This is a genomic window from Collinsella aerofaciens (assembly GCF_901212495.1).
Classification (GTDB): domain Bacteria; phylum Actinomycetota; class Coriobacteriia; order Coriobacteriales; family Coriobacteriaceae; genus Collinsella; species Collinsella aerofaciens_H.
On the sequence record NZ_CAAKNY010000053.1, the window covers coordinates 16,253 to 30,840 of the forward strand.

General features: G+C 59.7%; 15 protein-coding genes. 9 read left to right on the forward strand and 6 right to left on the reverse strand.

The window, feature by feature from the left end; genetic code table 11:
- Positions 1-5: 5 nt before the first annotated feature.
- The gene (locus tag SFLMC1_RS06000; RefSeq protein ID WP_226814308.1) at positions 6-920 is read right to left on the reverse strand and encodes a ketopantoate reductase family protein; all 915 of its coding nucleotides are present in this window, start codon (positions 918-920) and stop codon (positions 6-8) included.
- 123 nt (positions 921-1,043) lie between these two features.
- Positions 1,044-1,814, reverse strand: coding sequence for a cyclase family protein (locus SFLMC1_RS06005; RefSeq protein ID WP_152074858.1), 771 nt, complete (start codon positions 1,812-1,814; stop codon positions 1,044-1,046).
- Between the two features lie 162 nt (positions 1,815-1,976).
- Here SFLMC1_RS06005 and SFLMC1_RS06010 point away from each other — a divergent pair, with 162 nt between their 5' ends.
- The 5 genes from SFLMC1_RS06010 (at position 1,977) to SFLMC1_RS06030 (ending at position 7,380) form a co-directional block, all read left to right on the forward strand.
- A complete protein-coding gene (locus SFLMC1_RS06010; protein WP_152074857.1) occupies positions 1,977-3,167 on the forward strand; it encodes an aldo/keto reductase in 1,191 nt (396 codons plus the stop codon).
- 95 nt (positions 3,168-3,262) lie between these two features.
- Positions 3,263-4,129: a deoxyribonuclease IV gene (locus tag SFLMC1_RS06015; RefSeq protein WP_152074856.1), complete on the forward strand. Its 867-nt coding sequence runs from the start codon at positions 3,263-3,265 to the stop codon at positions 4,127-4,129.
- 147 nt (positions 4,130-4,276) lie between these two features.
- On the forward strand, positions 4,277-5,137 hold the full coding sequence (locus SFLMC1_RS06020; protein ID WP_152074855.1) for an ABC transporter substrate-binding protein: 861 nt from the start codon (positions 4,277-4,279) through the stop codon (positions 5,135-5,137).
- 140 nt (positions 5,138-5,277) lie between these two features.
- The gene (locus SFLMC1_RS06025) at positions 5,278-6,615 is read left to right on the forward strand and encodes an ABC transporter permease subunit (protein WP_226814307.1); all 1,338 of its coding nucleotides are present in this window, start codon (positions 5,278-5,280) and stop codon (positions 6,613-6,615) included.
- A 12-nt stretch (positions 6,616-6,627) separates the two neighbouring features.
- Positions 6,628-7,380, forward strand: coding sequence for an amino acid ABC transporter ATP-binding protein (locus SFLMC1_RS06030; RefSeq protein WP_055251428.1), 753 nt, complete (start codon positions 6,628-6,630; stop codon positions 7,378-7,380).
- A 117-nt stretch (positions 7,381-7,497) separates the two neighbouring features.
- On the opposite strand, the gene SFLMC1_RS06035 is transcribed toward SFLMC1_RS06030, so the two are convergent.
- Positions 7,498-7,917, reverse strand: coding sequence for a flavodoxin (locus SFLMC1_RS06035; RefSeq protein WP_152074854.1), 420 nt, complete (start codon positions 7,915-7,917; stop codon positions 7,498-7,500).
- A gap of 45 nt (positions 7,918-7,962) precedes the next feature.
- Entirely contained in the window at positions 7,963-8,667 is a 705-nt protein-coding gene (locus SFLMC1_RS06040) for a DUF3793 family protein (RefSeq protein ID WP_152074853.1), read from the reverse strand.
- Between the two features lie 174 nt (positions 8,668-8,841).
- On the opposite strand from SFLMC1_RS06040, the gene SFLMC1_RS06045 reads away from it, so the two are divergent.
- Positions 8,842-9,225: a heavy-metal-associated domain-containing protein gene (locus SFLMC1_RS06045; protein ID WP_152074852.1), complete on the forward strand. Its 384-nt coding sequence runs from the start codon at positions 8,842-8,844 to the stop codon at positions 9,223-9,225.
- Positions 9,226-9,251: 26 nt separating this feature from the next.
- Here the strand turns inward: SFLMC1_RS06045 and SFLMC1_RS06050 are convergent, their stop codons facing one another.
- Both SFLMC1_RS06050 and SFLMC1_RS06055 read right to left on the reverse strand, forming a co-directional pair.
- The gene (locus tag SFLMC1_RS06050) at positions 9,252-9,677 is read right to left on the reverse strand and encodes a hypothetical protein (protein ID WP_226814306.1); all 426 of its coding nucleotides are present in this window, start codon (positions 9,675-9,677) and stop codon (positions 9,252-9,254) included.
- Positions 9,670-11,175 (reverse strand): DNA repair protein, encoded by a 1,506-nt coding sequence (locus tag SFLMC1_RS06055; protein ID WP_152074851.1) that lies wholly within the window; start codon positions 11,173-11,175, stop codon positions 9,670-9,672. The genes SFLMC1_RS06050 and SFLMC1_RS06055 overlap by 8 nt, the downstream gene beginning before the upstream one ends.
- Positions 11,176-11,346: 171 nt before the next feature.
- On the opposite strand from SFLMC1_RS06055, the gene SFLMC1_RS06060 reads away from it, so the two are divergent.
- The 3 genes from SFLMC1_RS06060 to pgi all read left to right on the forward strand — a co-directional run bounded on the left by SFLMC1_RS06060 (position 11,347) and on the right by pgi (position 14,530).
- Complete coding sequence (locus SFLMC1_RS06060) at positions 11,347-11,970, forward strand: phosphatase PAP2 family protein (protein ID WP_152074850.1); 624 nt, start codon at positions 11,347-11,349, stop codon at positions 11,968-11,970.
- A 162-nt stretch (positions 11,971-12,132) separates the two neighbouring features.
- The gene (locus SFLMC1_RS06065; protein ID WP_187323879.1) at positions 12,133-12,636 is read left to right on the forward strand and encodes an iron-containing alcohol dehydrogenase; all 504 of its coding nucleotides are present in this window, start codon (positions 12,133-12,135) and stop codon (positions 12,634-12,636) included.
- Positions 12,637-12,835: 199 nt separating this feature from the next.
- A complete protein-coding gene (gene pgi, locus SFLMC1_RS06070) occupies positions 12,836-14,530 on the forward strand; it encodes a glucose-6-phosphate isomerase (RefSeq protein WP_152074848.1) in 1,695 nt (564 codons plus the stop codon).
- Positions 14,531-14,588: the final 58 nt, after the last annotated feature.

Below are 14,588 nucleotides of genomic sequence, written 5' to 3' on the forward strand. Positions count from 1 at the left end.
GGGCGCTACCAGCTTGCCTCGATATCGCGAATGCGCTGATAGAGCCATTCGTTCTGCGGTGTCTGGATATCGTGCTTGGCCGCCAGACGGCAGATGGTGCCAGCGAACTCCTCGACCTCGGTTTTGCGTCGCGCGACGCGGTCTTGCGCCATCGACGGCATGCCGGCAGGGTCGAGTCCCTCGATGAGGCGCACCATCTGCGTCAGGTCCGCCTCGGTCAGCTCGATGCCTTCGACATTGGCGACTGCAAGTGTCTCGCGCATGGCGGAAACAAAGCAACGGCGCTGCTCGGAGCCCTGTTTCGTGGCGCTTCCGTACGTGCCGCCGTAAGCCATGCAGGTCTGGTTGATGCCGTCGTTGAGCATAAGCTTGGCCCACATGCGGTGCGCGATGTCTGCCTCGACGGTGTGTGCGATGCCGCAACGCGTGTAGAGCTCGTCGATTGCGGTGATGGTTGCGGGATCCGTACCGGCTGCCGCGCCAAAGCGGATTTCTCCCGTGTTGGTGAAGGTGAGCTCTCCGTTGAGGAACACGGCGTCCATGCCCTGGCAAATACCAAGAACGGTATGCTTCCAGCCAAAGCGCTCGGCGATCTTTTGCTCGCTCGTAATGCCGTTGCACAGCGAGGCGATGAGCGTATTGGGCCCCACGACGCGCTCCATAGTCTTGAGTGCCACATCGAGTCCAGTCGTCTTGACCGTAAGAATGACCAGATCGGCGGGCGTTGCCTCGCTGGTGCGGACAGATTTGAGCGCACAGGGCATGCCGTTGACGGTGAGCGCATCGCCCGCGTGACGCTCGAAACGGGCGTCATCCATAACGTATTCGACGGCGCCATTGCCGAGGGCCTTGGCGATCATACTGCCGTAGAGCAGGCCGACGCCGCCCTTGCCGATAAAGGCGACTTTGTTGATCTGCATATGAATCATCTCCCCATATAAAAGGCGCCCGCGTAAGGGGCGCCTGATGGATTGTATGTCGCCGGGGCGTTTGGTGAGCGCGCGGGGCTGCTGTTATGAAAAAGAAACTATTGCGTTGTGCGCTTATGCCGCGGGGCAGACCGCGAAAACGCGTGCGGGATATCCGACGCCATCGCGGACCTTGGGGAAGGTGCAGAAAATGACGGCGCCCGTGGCGGGAAGCTCGTCCAGATGGTCCATGACCTCGATCTGGTAACGGTCGACCGAGAGGATGTACTGTTCGCCGGGGTAGGGGTAGGCATTCTCGCGTGTGGTCACGGTCGCGGGGTCGGTGTCTGCCGGTTCGTGGCCGATGGCGCCGATATTGCGCTCTTCTACGAGCCATTTGATGGCGTCGAGGTCCCAGCCGGGGTAGTGGGGCTGGCCGTCCTCGTCTTTGTTCTCCAGGTCGGCGAGCTTGGACCAGTCGGAGCGGAAGGCGACGAAAGCGTCCTCGGGAATACGACCGTGCTCGTCCTCCCAAGCTTTGAGGTCATCGACGGTCAGGATAAAGTCGGGGTTGGCGGCGCACTCCTCGTGCTTGTCGATTACGCAGAGCGGATGCATAAACTCGATGGGTTCGATCTCGCCAAGGGAACGGCCGTCAACATGGAAGTGGCGCGGTGCATCGACGTGGGTGCCGTACTGCGAGGCGACCGAATACTGGAAGCAACGCATGGGCGCGAGCATATCCTCGGGCGTGCCGGGCAGGTAGTCGAAGAGCTTGGTGGACTCAAATGGCTTAAAGCCAAACCAGTGCGGGGTGTCGCACGAGAGCGTGTGGGTGAGGTCGACCCAGCGATAATCGGTGCTTTTGAGCTGGGATGCGAGGTTCCAAAGATTGAGTGCGGGCATGGGTGACTCCTTTCATCGGGCTTTTTGCTGATGTTAGAGCGGTGTCGTGACAGCTCGATTTCTGCTACGTTACGATACGTTCTCGATTGTGATTCCAATGTGTTTCGATGATGTGGCCGTTGTGTTTCGCCTCATTAGGGCTTCGAGGGGAGAGGAGGGGCAGTGCAATATCGCGTTGACCCCAAAAGCGGAAACCGTATCTCGGCGCTGGGGCTGGGTTGCATGAGGTTTCCCGGTGCGCCGGGACACCCCGATGCGAAGACGGCCGATGCCATCATTTCCCGTGCGGTGGAGCAAGGGATAACCTATCTGGACACGGCCTATCTCTACCCCGGTAACGAGGCTTGTGTGGGAGCTTCGCTTGAGCGCTTGGGTCTGCGCGACCAGATTTTTCTTGCGACCAAGTTGCCGCACGCTTCGTGCAAATGTGCGGAGGATTTCGACCGCTTTTTTGACGAGCAGCTGCACCGTTTGCGGACTGATCATATCGACTACTATCTCATGCACAACATCACCTCGCCCGCGCAGTGGGAGCGCGTGGCGGCGTTGGGTATCGAGGACTGGATCGCGCGTCAAAAGGCGGCGGGGCGCATTCGGCAGATAGGTTTTTCGTACCACGGTAGTGCGGCGGACTTCTTCACGATGCTTGACGCGTATGACTGGGACTTTTGTCAGATCCAGTACAACTACGCTGGAGAGCGCTACCAAGCGGGAACGGCGGGGCTCATGGCAGCCGCCGAGCGCGGGCTCGCGGTGTTTGTGATGGAACCGCTTTTGGGTGGACGCCTGGCGGGCAAGCTGCCTCCGCGGGCCCGCGCCGTGCTCGATGGCGTATGCGATCCGTACCTGAAGACGCCGGCTGCTTGGGGGCTTTCGTGGGTGTGGAATCATCCTCAGGTGACAATGCTGCTTTCGGGTATGACCGATACCGCGCAGGTGGATGAGAACGCGGCGTTGGCCGATCGGGCCCTGCCGGATTCGATGACGGCTGCTCAGCTCGATGCCATCGCACGCGTGCTGGCAGAGTTTGAAAAATCGAATCGCGTGCCCTGCACGGGATGTGGCTATTGCATGCCGTGTCCTAAAGGCATCAATATCCCTGGGTGTTTCGCCGCCTACAACGCAAGTTATGCGCACAGCTGGTTTACGGGTCTATCGCAGTACTTTACGGCGAGCGCCGTGCGCACAAGCGAGCCCAAGTTGGTGAGCAATTGCGTCAAATGCGGCAAATGCGCGCGGCACTGCCCACAGCACATCGATATTCCCGGGCGCTTGGACGACGTACGCCGCCGTTTTCAGCCTGGACCCGTGACGGCGGTGCTTAAGGCCTTCGGCAAAACGCGCTCCTCGTGACTCTTTTATAACTTGCGGTGGAATAGTTCCTGTTTGCGGCAGAATAGGGCTTAAACAGGAACTATTTCACCGCAACTGATGAGGGGGAGCTGGAGATGCTGACGATTGGGTGCCACCTTTCGACGACGAAGGGCTATCGGGCGATGGGGGAGACGGCGCTATCCATCGGCGCCAACACCTTTGCATTCTTTACGCGCAATCCGCGCGGCGGCAAGGCGAAAGACCTTGACATGGATGATGTGGCGGCCCTGCGTGACCTTATGGCGCAAAATGATTTTGGCCCACTCGTGGCGCATGCCCCCTATACCTACAACCCCTGTTCTGCCAAAGAGCGGGCGCGCGAGTTTGCGTTGGAGGCAATGGCCGAGGACTTGCAGCGTCTGGAAGCGCTGCCCGGCAACTACTACAACTTCCACCCCGGCGCGCATGTGGGGCAGGGGACTGATGCTGGCATTCAGATGATCGTCGACACCTTGTGCCAGGTGATGTTTGAGGGGCAGCAGACGACGGTGCTGCTCGAGACCATGGCGGGAAAGGGTACCGAGGTGGGCCGTAGCTTTGAAGAGCTGGCGCGCATTATCGAGGGTGCTGCCGCCAGGCGTCCAGAGCTATCGGACAAGCTAGGCGTGTGTCTGGACACCTGCCATGTGAGCGATGCCGGCTATGACATCATCCATGATCTGGACGGCGTACTCGACGAGTTCGACCGCGTGGTGGGTATCGACCGCTTGCATGCCGTACACATCAACGATTCGAAAAACCCCTGTGGCGCCCATAAAGATCGTCACGAGTGCATCGGCAAGGGATACCTTGGCAGCGAGGAGTTTGGCGGCGGTATGCAGGTTATGCAGAATATTGTATCGAATAACCGCTTGCGTGCACTTCCATTTATTTTGGAGACGCCTAACGAACTTGCAGGTTATGCGATGGAAATTACACTATTAAGGTCGTTGCACCAGTAACGACTGTCACAAAGTGGAGTATTCCATGCACGTTATGCGTTTGTTTCAATCAGTTTTCTAATTGCAGATTCGCACTTACGGGTGCATAATATCCAACAGTTTTTGCAGACCTCTGAATCAAACGAGGTCACCGGAAGGAGACTGATTATGAAGCTCAAGAAGCTTGGCGCATTTGCCGCCACGGGCGCCATGGCGCTCGCCCTCGCACTGACGGGCTGCGGCTCGTCCAACGCCACCTCTGGTTCCGATGCCGGTTCCAGCAGCTCTGACAACGCGAAGGTCGAGAAGGTCGACGGCTCCAAGGAATATGCGCTCGTCAAGGACGGCACGCTGACCGTCGGCACCTCTGCCGAGTATGCGCCGTTTGAGTATAAGGATGATAACGGCGACTACCAGGGCTTTGACCTTGAGCTTATCAAGGCTATCGCTGACAAGCTGGGTCTGGATGTCGAGTACGTCAACAACGACTTCGACACGCTCGTCCCCGGCGTTGCTTCGGGCGCCAAGTATGACGTCGCCATCGCGGCCATCACGGACACGCCCGAGCGTGAGAAGGAAGTCGCGTTCTCCGACTCTTACTACATGGACGATCAGGCTATCGTGACCAAGGTCGATAACGCCGACATTACGGCCGATAACTACAGTGAGAAGCTCAACAATGCTGACGCCACGATCATCGTCCAGTCCGGTTCGACCGCCGAGGCCTTTGCCCAGGAGAACTTCCCCAAGGCCAAGATCGTCCCCTATAAGGACGCCACCGAGTGCTTCAGCGCCCTGCAGTCCGACAAGGGCGACGCCGTGGTTACCAATCGCTCCGTTGCCAGCCAGCTGACCGCCGAGCAGTTCAATACCTGCCATACGGTTAAGCAGATCAGCACCGGTGAGGAGTATGCTATCGCCATCAACCAGGGCAACACCAAGCTCAAGGGCGACATCAACCAGGCCATCAAGGACCTGACCGACGACGGTACCGTTGACGCCCTCATGGCTAAGTACAACATCAAGTAAAATAGTCACTTGATTGCGCGCGGGCCCTTTCCGTTTTGGCGGAGAGGGCCTTTGCGGTTCTTGAATGGGCACGATACCGCCCCGTTATGTCGGCAACTTAAACGTTAGGAGCCACCTTGTCTCGATTGAACCAAGGAGCTATGGGCCAGAGCTATCCACTGCCCTCGATGCTCCAAAAGCTGGCCTGTGCCCTGGCTGTGGCGCTCGCCCTGGTATGCGCGGGGGCCTGCGTGCCCTCGACTGCTCAGGCGCTTGAGACCGCAAAGATCACCGCCCGACCCAATACCGGTTCGGGCAGCGACGTGGTCGGTGGCACCGAGACCCGCATCACCTGGGAGGTCCAGGCCGATGCCGATGAGGAACTGAGCGGCCTTTCGCTGACGTTTGCCGATGGTACGACCTTTGGTGCGGACGGCACGCGTCTGACGATGCTCTCGGGCGATGACCTTATGGACCGTACGCCCATGAAGCCTACGTGCAAGGTCGACGGCCAGACGCTCAAGATCGATTTTGGCGAGACGGCGCCCGCCGGCGGCTATTTCCGCGTCGAGGTCTACGGCGTGACCTTCCCCGTCGAGGGTGGCGACGAGGCCTTTAGCGGCACCTGCACTTTGGCCGATGGTTCGATCAAGAAGATCTCCAAGATTCCGTCGGTGGAGATCAAGGGCGTGACGGCATTCGATAGCTTCCTGGCCGACCTTAAGGGGCAGCCGTGGGTCAAGGCATGGAATTCCAACATGTTCCTTCGCCTGTTCCTGAACCCGGTCATTTTGGTCCAGAGCCTGCCGATCGTCTTCAAAGGCTTCCTCATGTCGCTCTCGATCGTGCTCGTGGCGTTTCCGCTGGCAATTCCCTTTGGCTTTGCCTTGTCGCTCATGCGCATCTCCAAGTCGCGCATCCTGCGTTGCCTTGCCGGCATCTATGTGAATATCATCCGTGGTACGCCGGCGTTCCTGCAGATCTACATCGCGTTTTTTGGCCTGCCGCTGGCCGGCGTCAAGGTTGACGACTATGTGCTGGGCGTCATCGTCATGGCCATGAACTCGTCCGCCTACCTGTGCGAGATCTTCCGCGCCGGTATTCAGTCGATCCCCAAGGGCCAGAACGAGGCCGCGCGCTCGCTGGGCATGAACGCCTTCCAGACACTGCTCTACGTTATGATTCCGCAGACGTTCCGCAATGTTTTGCCTACATTGACCAGTGAGTTCATCCTGCTTTACAAGGATACGTCGCTGCTTGCGGCCGTGGGCGTGGTCGAGATCGTCATGAACGCCCGCACCATCGTGGCCACGACGGGGTCCATCACGCCGTATGTGGTTGCCGCCCTGTTCTACCTGGTCATCACCCTGCCGCTTGCTCGCTTGGTGAGCGGTCTTGAGGCGAGGCTGTTGGGTACGGCCGAAACCAAGAAGAAGCATCCCGCCAAGAGCGCCGGACAGGTCGTCGCGACGCCCGCCGATCACATCGCCGGTCTGTAAGGAGGTCCTATCATGAGCGAAACCAATAACTCGAACGAGGTCGTCGTCAGCATCAAGAACCTCCAGAAGGCCTTTGGCGATAACGTGGTCCTGCGCGATATCGATTTGGATGTGCACAAGGGCGAGGTCGTCGTAGTCCTAGGCCCTTCGGGTTCGGGCAAGTCGACGATGCTTCGCTGCATCAATCGTCTGGAGCATCCCACGAGCGGCTCGATTGTCGTTGAGGGCGTGGACGTGTGCGCCAAGGGCGTCGACCTTAACAAGGTGCGTACGCATCTGGGTATGGTGTTCCAGCAGTTCAATTTGTTCCCGCACCTGTCAGTCAAAAAGAACGTCATGCTCGCGCAGCAAAAGGTACTCAAGCGCAGCAAGGAAGAAGCCGAGAAGATTGCCGTCGAGGAGCTGACCAAGGTCGGTCTTGCCGAGCGTATCGACTTTATGCCGAGCCAGCTCTCGGGCGGCCAGCAGCAGCGCGTTGCCATCGCCCGCGCCCTGTCGATGAACCCTCACGTCATGCTCTTTGACGAGGCCACGTCGGCGCTCGATCCCGAGCTGGTTCGCGACGTTCTGGGTGTCATGCGCGACCTGGCACGCGACGGCATGACCATGATCGTCGTGACGCACGAGATGGGCTTTGCCCGCGACGTCGCCGACCGCGTCGTCTTTATGGACGGTGGCGTTATCGTGGAAGAGGGTACGCCGAGCGAGGTCTTCGACCACCCCAAGAGCGAGCGCACCAAGGCGTTCTTGGGCAATATCTCGTAGCCGCTTTATATGACTGACATAACAGAAAACGGGAGCTGGATGTGATCCGGCTCCCGTTTTTGTTGGGACGCGAATGTGTTTTGGTGCAGAGCGCGTTACGGGCGGAGCTCATTGCCGCTAGGCGAGCTCGGCTCCAAGGGCGCGGCAGGCCGCCTCGCCCTCGTCGTCGGGCGCGTCGTAGCAGATGGTGGAGTCCACGACGTTGACGCCGGCGTCGTCGGCGTCGGCCTTCCAATTGTCCATCCACTCGCCCTCGGCCCACGAATAGGAGCCAAAGAGGACGACCTTCTTGTCGCCGAGAGTCTCCTTGACCTCGTCCCACATCGGCTGGAACTCATCGTACTCGAGTTCCTCGGAGCCCATGGCGGGGCAGCCGAAGGCGAAGGCGTCGTAGTCGGCGGCCCTGTCGGCAGAGAAGTCGGCGCAGGGGATGACCTCAGTCTCGGCACCCGCGGACGTGGCGCCTTCGGCGACGAGGTCCGCCATGGCCTCGGTATTGCCCGTGCCGCTCCAATAGACGACGGCGATCTTGCTCATGTTGTGTCCTTTCGGTCGTGCGGCGCTGGCCGCGGCTTGTACGTTCTATCGGGTTGCCTGGGCAAGTTGCGCCAGGCTGCAGCCCTGCTGATAGATAAAAGTGAAGTATTGGGTGCAGGCACGGTAGGCATCAAACGTCACAAGCGCCTGCTCGACATTCGCGTAGACCTTCCAAGCCCCAAAGACCTTGTAGTTCTCGCCGCGCTGGACGATAAACTCGTGCACGTCGTCGTAGGGGTATCCCAGGAAGTAACCTATTTCGTGCGGAAACTCGCAGGCGCAGTCTTCGCTGCAGCGAGCTTGCTGGGGCAGTGCGCATCGAGTCTGGCTGCAGGCGCATTCCGCGACGTTATTGCTCGCGAGCGTGATGCGTGATGCCAAATGCACAAGGCATGTCGAAAGGTCTCTCGTGTCGTAGCCTTCCGAGGCGAGCGCTGTTTGGGCGCGAGGGTCTGCGAAATAGGTGGTGAGGCTTTTGGCTCGGTACACGTACACGAGTGCTCCACAGGGCCGCCAGACCAGAACACTCAGGTGGATGCCGAGCGGGTCAAGCTCGCGATTGCACTGGGCGATAACGTTGAGCAGGTGTGCTCGGCGTTCTGCGATGGTTTCGGTCGCGGTCGAGCCGTCCCCGTGGGCGTAGGCGCCTGGATAGGTAAAGAGCGATGCCGGCTTGATGCCCGCGAGCGTGGGAGAGCAGTTGCGCACGACTGCTGCCTGAAACGTTGGGATGTCTATGGTTCGAGTCACGGCGCTCCTTACGGATCTAAACTGTTAGCCTAGGAAAACTTATACACAAAAGTAAGCCATGGTCAACAAAAAAGTTTGAAGAGGGAAACTAATTGATCGAACGGACATGATTTTGGGTTAAGATGGGGACACCCCATGGGGGTATCTAGATAGGGCTACTTGAAAGGGGAACGCATGAGTGACTTGCTCAACCCTGCGAATCTCATCGTGCTGGCCGTCATTGCCGTCGGCATGTTTTTTGGACTGCGTCGCATTGCCGCTTCGACACACGGGAAGAGTTGTTGCAGCGATGGTGCGAGCGGCAAGAAGGCCAAAAAGGTTGTTGTGACGGATACCGATGCGTCGCACTATCCCTATAGCGATGAGCTGCTCATCGGCGGCATGAGTTGCGACGGCTGCGCTCAGAACGTGGCCAATGCCCTCAATGCCCTGGATGGCATTTGGGCCACGGTGACGTATGCGGACCACACGGCGCGCATCCATTCTAAAAACCCGATCGACCGCGAGGTACTCGAGGCGGCCGTGAGGGATGCGGGCTACTACGTCATGACACTGTAAGCGCCGCCTTGGATGTATTTTCTTGTCTAGGCACGTCCGCGCAGTTCGATATCTTGAATGTCATCGAAATCGATGACGATGTCTTTGAGCTTGAGGAACTTGAAGGCGGGGAGTACCTCGTCGAGGATGCCGGTGCGGGAGCGATAGCCGTACGTATCGTAATAGGTGACGCGGACCAGGTCGCCACGTTTGAGGCCCTCGAGCTTATGCGAAAGCTCGAGGGCTTTCTCTTCCGTTAGCTCACATTTTGGTTCGACGGCGATCTCTTGCTTGCGCACGAGCTCGTAGTATCCCGTGAGGGCGGCAAAGGGCATAAACTGTGCGGCGCGGTTGGCGCGCACGGCACCGTTGGCGGTGAGTCTGGGGTCGGCGGATCGACGTCTTCCCTCGGGGTCCGCTAGACGTTCAAAAGGCGTCGGTGGCCGCATCGGCCGTTGTTGGGACTTAGGCACGATGTCCTCCTACCTGATCGTTGCGTTCGCGTGCGGTGGCGCCGACGGTAAAGCTCAATCCTTTGACCAGGGCGTTCTTGCCATATTTGCCTTTAACGGCTAACACGGCGCGTGCCAGGTCGCGCTCGCGCTCATCGGCCTCGACGTCGCTAAACAGATCGATGGTGGCAAATTCTTCGGGCACCAGATTGCCAAAGCCCAGATTGATACGCTTGACCGGTCGCTTGGGGTCGACCGTTTGTGCCCAAAGATCATCGAAATACCCCATGATCTTCTTAAACGAATTAGTGCTCTCGGGCAGCTTGCGCGAGGCGTTGGAGTGCGCAAAGAGCGCGGCATTGCCACCACGCGGCTTGCCGCCGTGTTCGCCCACAAAGATGCCGTCAATCGCCTGTGCCTCTCGCACCAAACGTCGGCGTTCGTCATCTCGCTGGACGGGTTTCGGTGCGCGGTGCGCGAGCTCGGGGCCGTCGGTCGCTGCGGGCTCGATGCCCGAAGTACTCGAGCGCAGGTGTCCGCAGCCGTCTATATACTGCGCCGTGCCGCTGGCGTTGAGCCGGCGTATGTCGGCGCGCTCGCTTGCATAGCCCACAAAGAGCGAGATGCTGTCGCACACCACGTGCTTGTCGATCAAATCCAGCACGGCGGCATCGACCATTTCGCGCAAGACGGTGTAGGCCTGCTCGTAGGCATAGCCCCTCGAGAGCACCTGCCCTGTGGTGGTCGAGGTCGCTTGCGGGCGATAAGCTTGGATATCGGCGATGGTTGTCGGCTCACGCCCGAAGGCGTGGTCGATAAGATATTCGGCATTGACGCCGAGTTCGTCGTAGAGCAGGTTCTCGTCGAGTGCGGCGACGCCCATCAGGTCGTAGACGCCGTATTTCTCGAGACGGGCTGCCACGCCGGGGCCGATGCCCCAGATGTCGGTGATGGGGCGATGGGGCCAGATCTCCTTGCGAAAGATCTCGTCGTCGAGTATGCCGATACGGCTGGGCACGTGCTTGGCGGTAATATCGAGTGCAACCTTGGCCTGGAATAGGTTGGGGCCGATGCCGACCGTCGCCGTGATGCCGGTGCGCACCAGGACCTCGTCGCGCAACATGCAGGCGAAGCCTTCCGCATCGGTGTGATAGAGGTCCAGATAGGGTGTCACGTCGATAAAGCACTCGTCAATTGAGTAGACGTGAACGTCTTGCGGACTGACGTATTTCAGGTAGATACCGTAGATCTGCGCCGACACCTCCATGTAGTGCTGCATGCGCGGTACGGCCTTGATGTAGTCGATGCCATCGGGAATCTCGAACAGGCGGCAGCGATTGTGAATCCCTAGATCCTTCATGGCCTGCGTGATAGCGAGACAGATGGTCGTGCGTCCGCGCGATTCGTCGGCAACGACCAGGTTGGTGGTGAGCGGATCGAGCCCACGATCGACGCACTCGACGCTGGCATAAAACGTCTTGAGGTCGATACAGATGTAGGTGTGCTGCTCGTGCGCCATCCGTGCCCTTTCATCAAACACATGTTCTTATCGAATACCTGTTCGATAATACTCGCTCGACCGGACACCGTCAAAACCTACCAAAAAGGGACAGGTTTATTTTGGCAGGTTTACCGAGTGTTTACAGTGAGCCGGTAGCCTTAATGTGTTGAATACGCTGAGGGGGTATGGATGACCATCGATATGGGTGATCTTGCACTTCTGATACTGTTCGTGCTGTGCCTTGCGATCTTTGTTTGCCTGCTGATCAAGGTACTCAAAGGACGGGCTATAAGAATCGATGAGGTGGGTTACTTGCTGCTTGTCGAGAGGCTTCGGTCGCCGGTGTTGACGGCCGCGATGAAAGCCGCCTCGAGTTTGGCGTCGCTGCCGTTTGTCGTCGGTGTGCTAGCCGCGGCGATGCTGTGGGCGCCCAATTGGCCCCATGTTGTCTGGGCCGCCTTCAATGTCGGTGCTATCAGCGCAATCGACCAGCTGTTAAAGGTCCTTGTGCATCGACCTCGTCCACAGGGATTTCGGCTTGTCGAGGCGCCGGGGCTGAGCTTCCCCTCGGGCCACTCGATGGCGGCCATGGCGTTTTATGGCTATGGTATATGGTTGGTGCGGTGTGGCGTGTGTGGCCTTCCGTTCGGCGCCGCCATCGAGGTTGCACTCGCGTGCGTCATCCTTGCGGTGGGCGTCAGCCGTGTCTATCTGGGCGTGCACTACGTTTCGGATGTGCTGGGCGGGTTTTGCCTGTCTTTTGTCTGGCTCATCCTGTTCGTGCGTCTTGGCCCTTGGATTTTGACCGTCTAATTGTCGCAACTGGACGCCATGTCGGATCGAATCTGATTTTAACGCAGCCCTAAAGAGCGCGAAACAGCTCGGAAAAGCTCGCTTCGTAGCATGAGCCTAACGATCGATACCACCATAAAGCACGGAAGGGTTGTGGGGACAATGGTCAACTATGGGTTTGGTATGCCGACGCGCTTGGTTGCGGATGGGGATGTGGCTCGCTGGTGCGGGCGATTGGTTGCCCACTATGGCGGCACCAAGGCACTGGTCGTGCTGGGAGGCGACAAGCACACGCGTGATGAGCTCGTTTCGGCGGCGCTGGGCTCGGTTGATCGAGCTCTGCTCGAGCGCGTGCTTTTCCGCTGCGGCTCGGTTGAAGGCGACGGAGGAGACGAGCTGATCGACGAAGCCGTGGCCCTGGCGACCGACGAAGGCGTGGACTTTGTCTTGGCGATTGGCGATGCCGATACTGCCGGCTTTGCGCGCGAGCTCGCCCGTCGCATGGCGGCGCTCGATGTCGGCGAAGACGGTTTTGTCCCTTATGGATGTATCGTCTCGGAGGGCAAGGTGCCTGCCGTCGTGGGGGCCGGCGAGGTTCCCGTTTTTGCCATCATCGCGCCCGAACTGCTGGAGGGCATCGGGTCTCCTCTGCGTGAGTTGCTCGGTAGCGTCTGCGCTGCGGCCTAATATTTGGCATAAAGGGATAGGTTATTTTTGATTGGTAAAGCGTTTGACCTGCCAAATTAAACCTGTCCCTTTTTGGTCGGTTGCCGTTTGGGGGCCGATTGGCAACGCTCGCTGATTATAGTCTTGACCTGCGCTAGAATAGTGGCATCTGAATGTCCGGGCGCATGGAGGCGTGCGCCCGTATGCTGAGGAGGACTCTATGGCAACTGTTGCCGCACCTATCGATGCTACGTCGACTGCCGCTTGGAAGGCGCTCGAGGCCCATCAGGAGAAGCTCGAGGCCGAGGGTATCGACCTCAAGGCCTGGTTCGCCGCCGATGCCGAGCGCGTGAACAAGCTGAGCTTTGACGCCGGCGACCTGCACTTCGACCTGTCCAAGAACCTGGTGACTGATGAGACCGTCAAGCTGCTGTGCGATCTTGCCCGCGAGGTGAAGCTCGAGGAGCGCCGCGACGCCATGTTCTCCGGCGAGCACATCAACACCACCGAGGACCGCGCCGTCCTGCACACCGCGCTGCGCCGCCCGGCAAGCGAGAAGGGCCAGCTCATCGTCGACGGCCAGGACGTCGTCGCCGACGTGCACGAGGTTCTCGACCGCATGTATGCCTTCGCCGAGCGCGTGCGCTCCGGTGAGTGGAGGGGCGTTACCGGCAAGAAGATCGAGCACCTGGTGTCCATCGGCATCGGCGGCTCCGATCTGGGTCCGGTCATGGCCTACGAGGCCCTGCGTCCCTATGCCGACGCCGGTATCGACTGCCGCTACATCTCCAACATCGACCCCAACGACCAGGCCGAGAAGCTCAAGGGTTTGGATCCCGAGACCACGCTCGTGATCATCGTCTCCAAGACTTTCACCACGCTCGAGACCCTCACCAACGCCCGCGAGGTCAAGACTTGGATGCTCGAGCAGCTCAAGGCTCAGGGCGCCATCGACGGCTCCGATGAGCAGAACGCCGAGGCCGTGACAAAGCACTTCGTCGCCGTTTCCACCGCACTCGAGAAGGTCGAGGCCTTCGGTATCGACCCCGCCAACGCCTTCGGTTTCTGGAACTGGGTCGGCGGCCGCTATTCCGTTGACTCCGCCGTGGGCCTGTCGCTGATCGTCGTGCTCGGCCCCGAGCACTTCCAGCAGTTCCTCGAGGGCTTCCACGCCATCGACGAGTACTTCTGCAACACGCCGCTCGAGAGCAACGCCGTCGCGCTGATGGGCCTGCTCAACGTCTGGTACGTCAACTTCTTCGGCTCCAAGAGCCACGCCGTGCTTCCGTACAGCCAGTACCTGCACCGCTTCCCGGCCTACCTGCAGCAGCTCACCATGGAGTCCAACGGCAAGCATGTCCGCTGGGATGGCAGCGCCGTGACCTCCGACACCGGTGAGATCTTCTGGGGCGAGCCCGGCACCAATGGCCAGCACGCCTTCTATCAGCTGCTGCACCAGGGCACCGTGGTTGTTCCGGCCGACTTTATCGCTTTCGCCAACACCGCCAACCCCGCGACCGACAACGGTCAGGACGTCCACGAGCTGTTCCTGGGCAACTTCCTGGCTCAGACCAAGGCGCTCGCCTTTGGCAAGACGGCCGATGAGGTGCGCGCCGAGGGCACGCCCGAGCAGATCGTCCCGGCCCGCTGCTTTGAGGGCAACCGTCCGACGACCTCTATCTTCGGTGACACGCTGAGCCCGTTTGCGCTCGGCGAGCTCATCGCCCTGTACGAGCACATCGTGTTTGTCGAGGGTACGGTCTGGGGCATCGACTCCTACGACCAGTGGGGCGTCGAGCTGGGCAAGCAGCTTGCCAAGCAGATCACCCCGGCCTTCCACGACGACGCCGCCAAGGCCGAGCAGGACGCTTCGACCCAGGCGCTCATCGAGTTCTACCGTGCTCACCGCAAGTAGGATTCGCTGCGATAAGTAACGCATAGCTGACAAGGGCCCGTATCCGTTGGGATGCGGG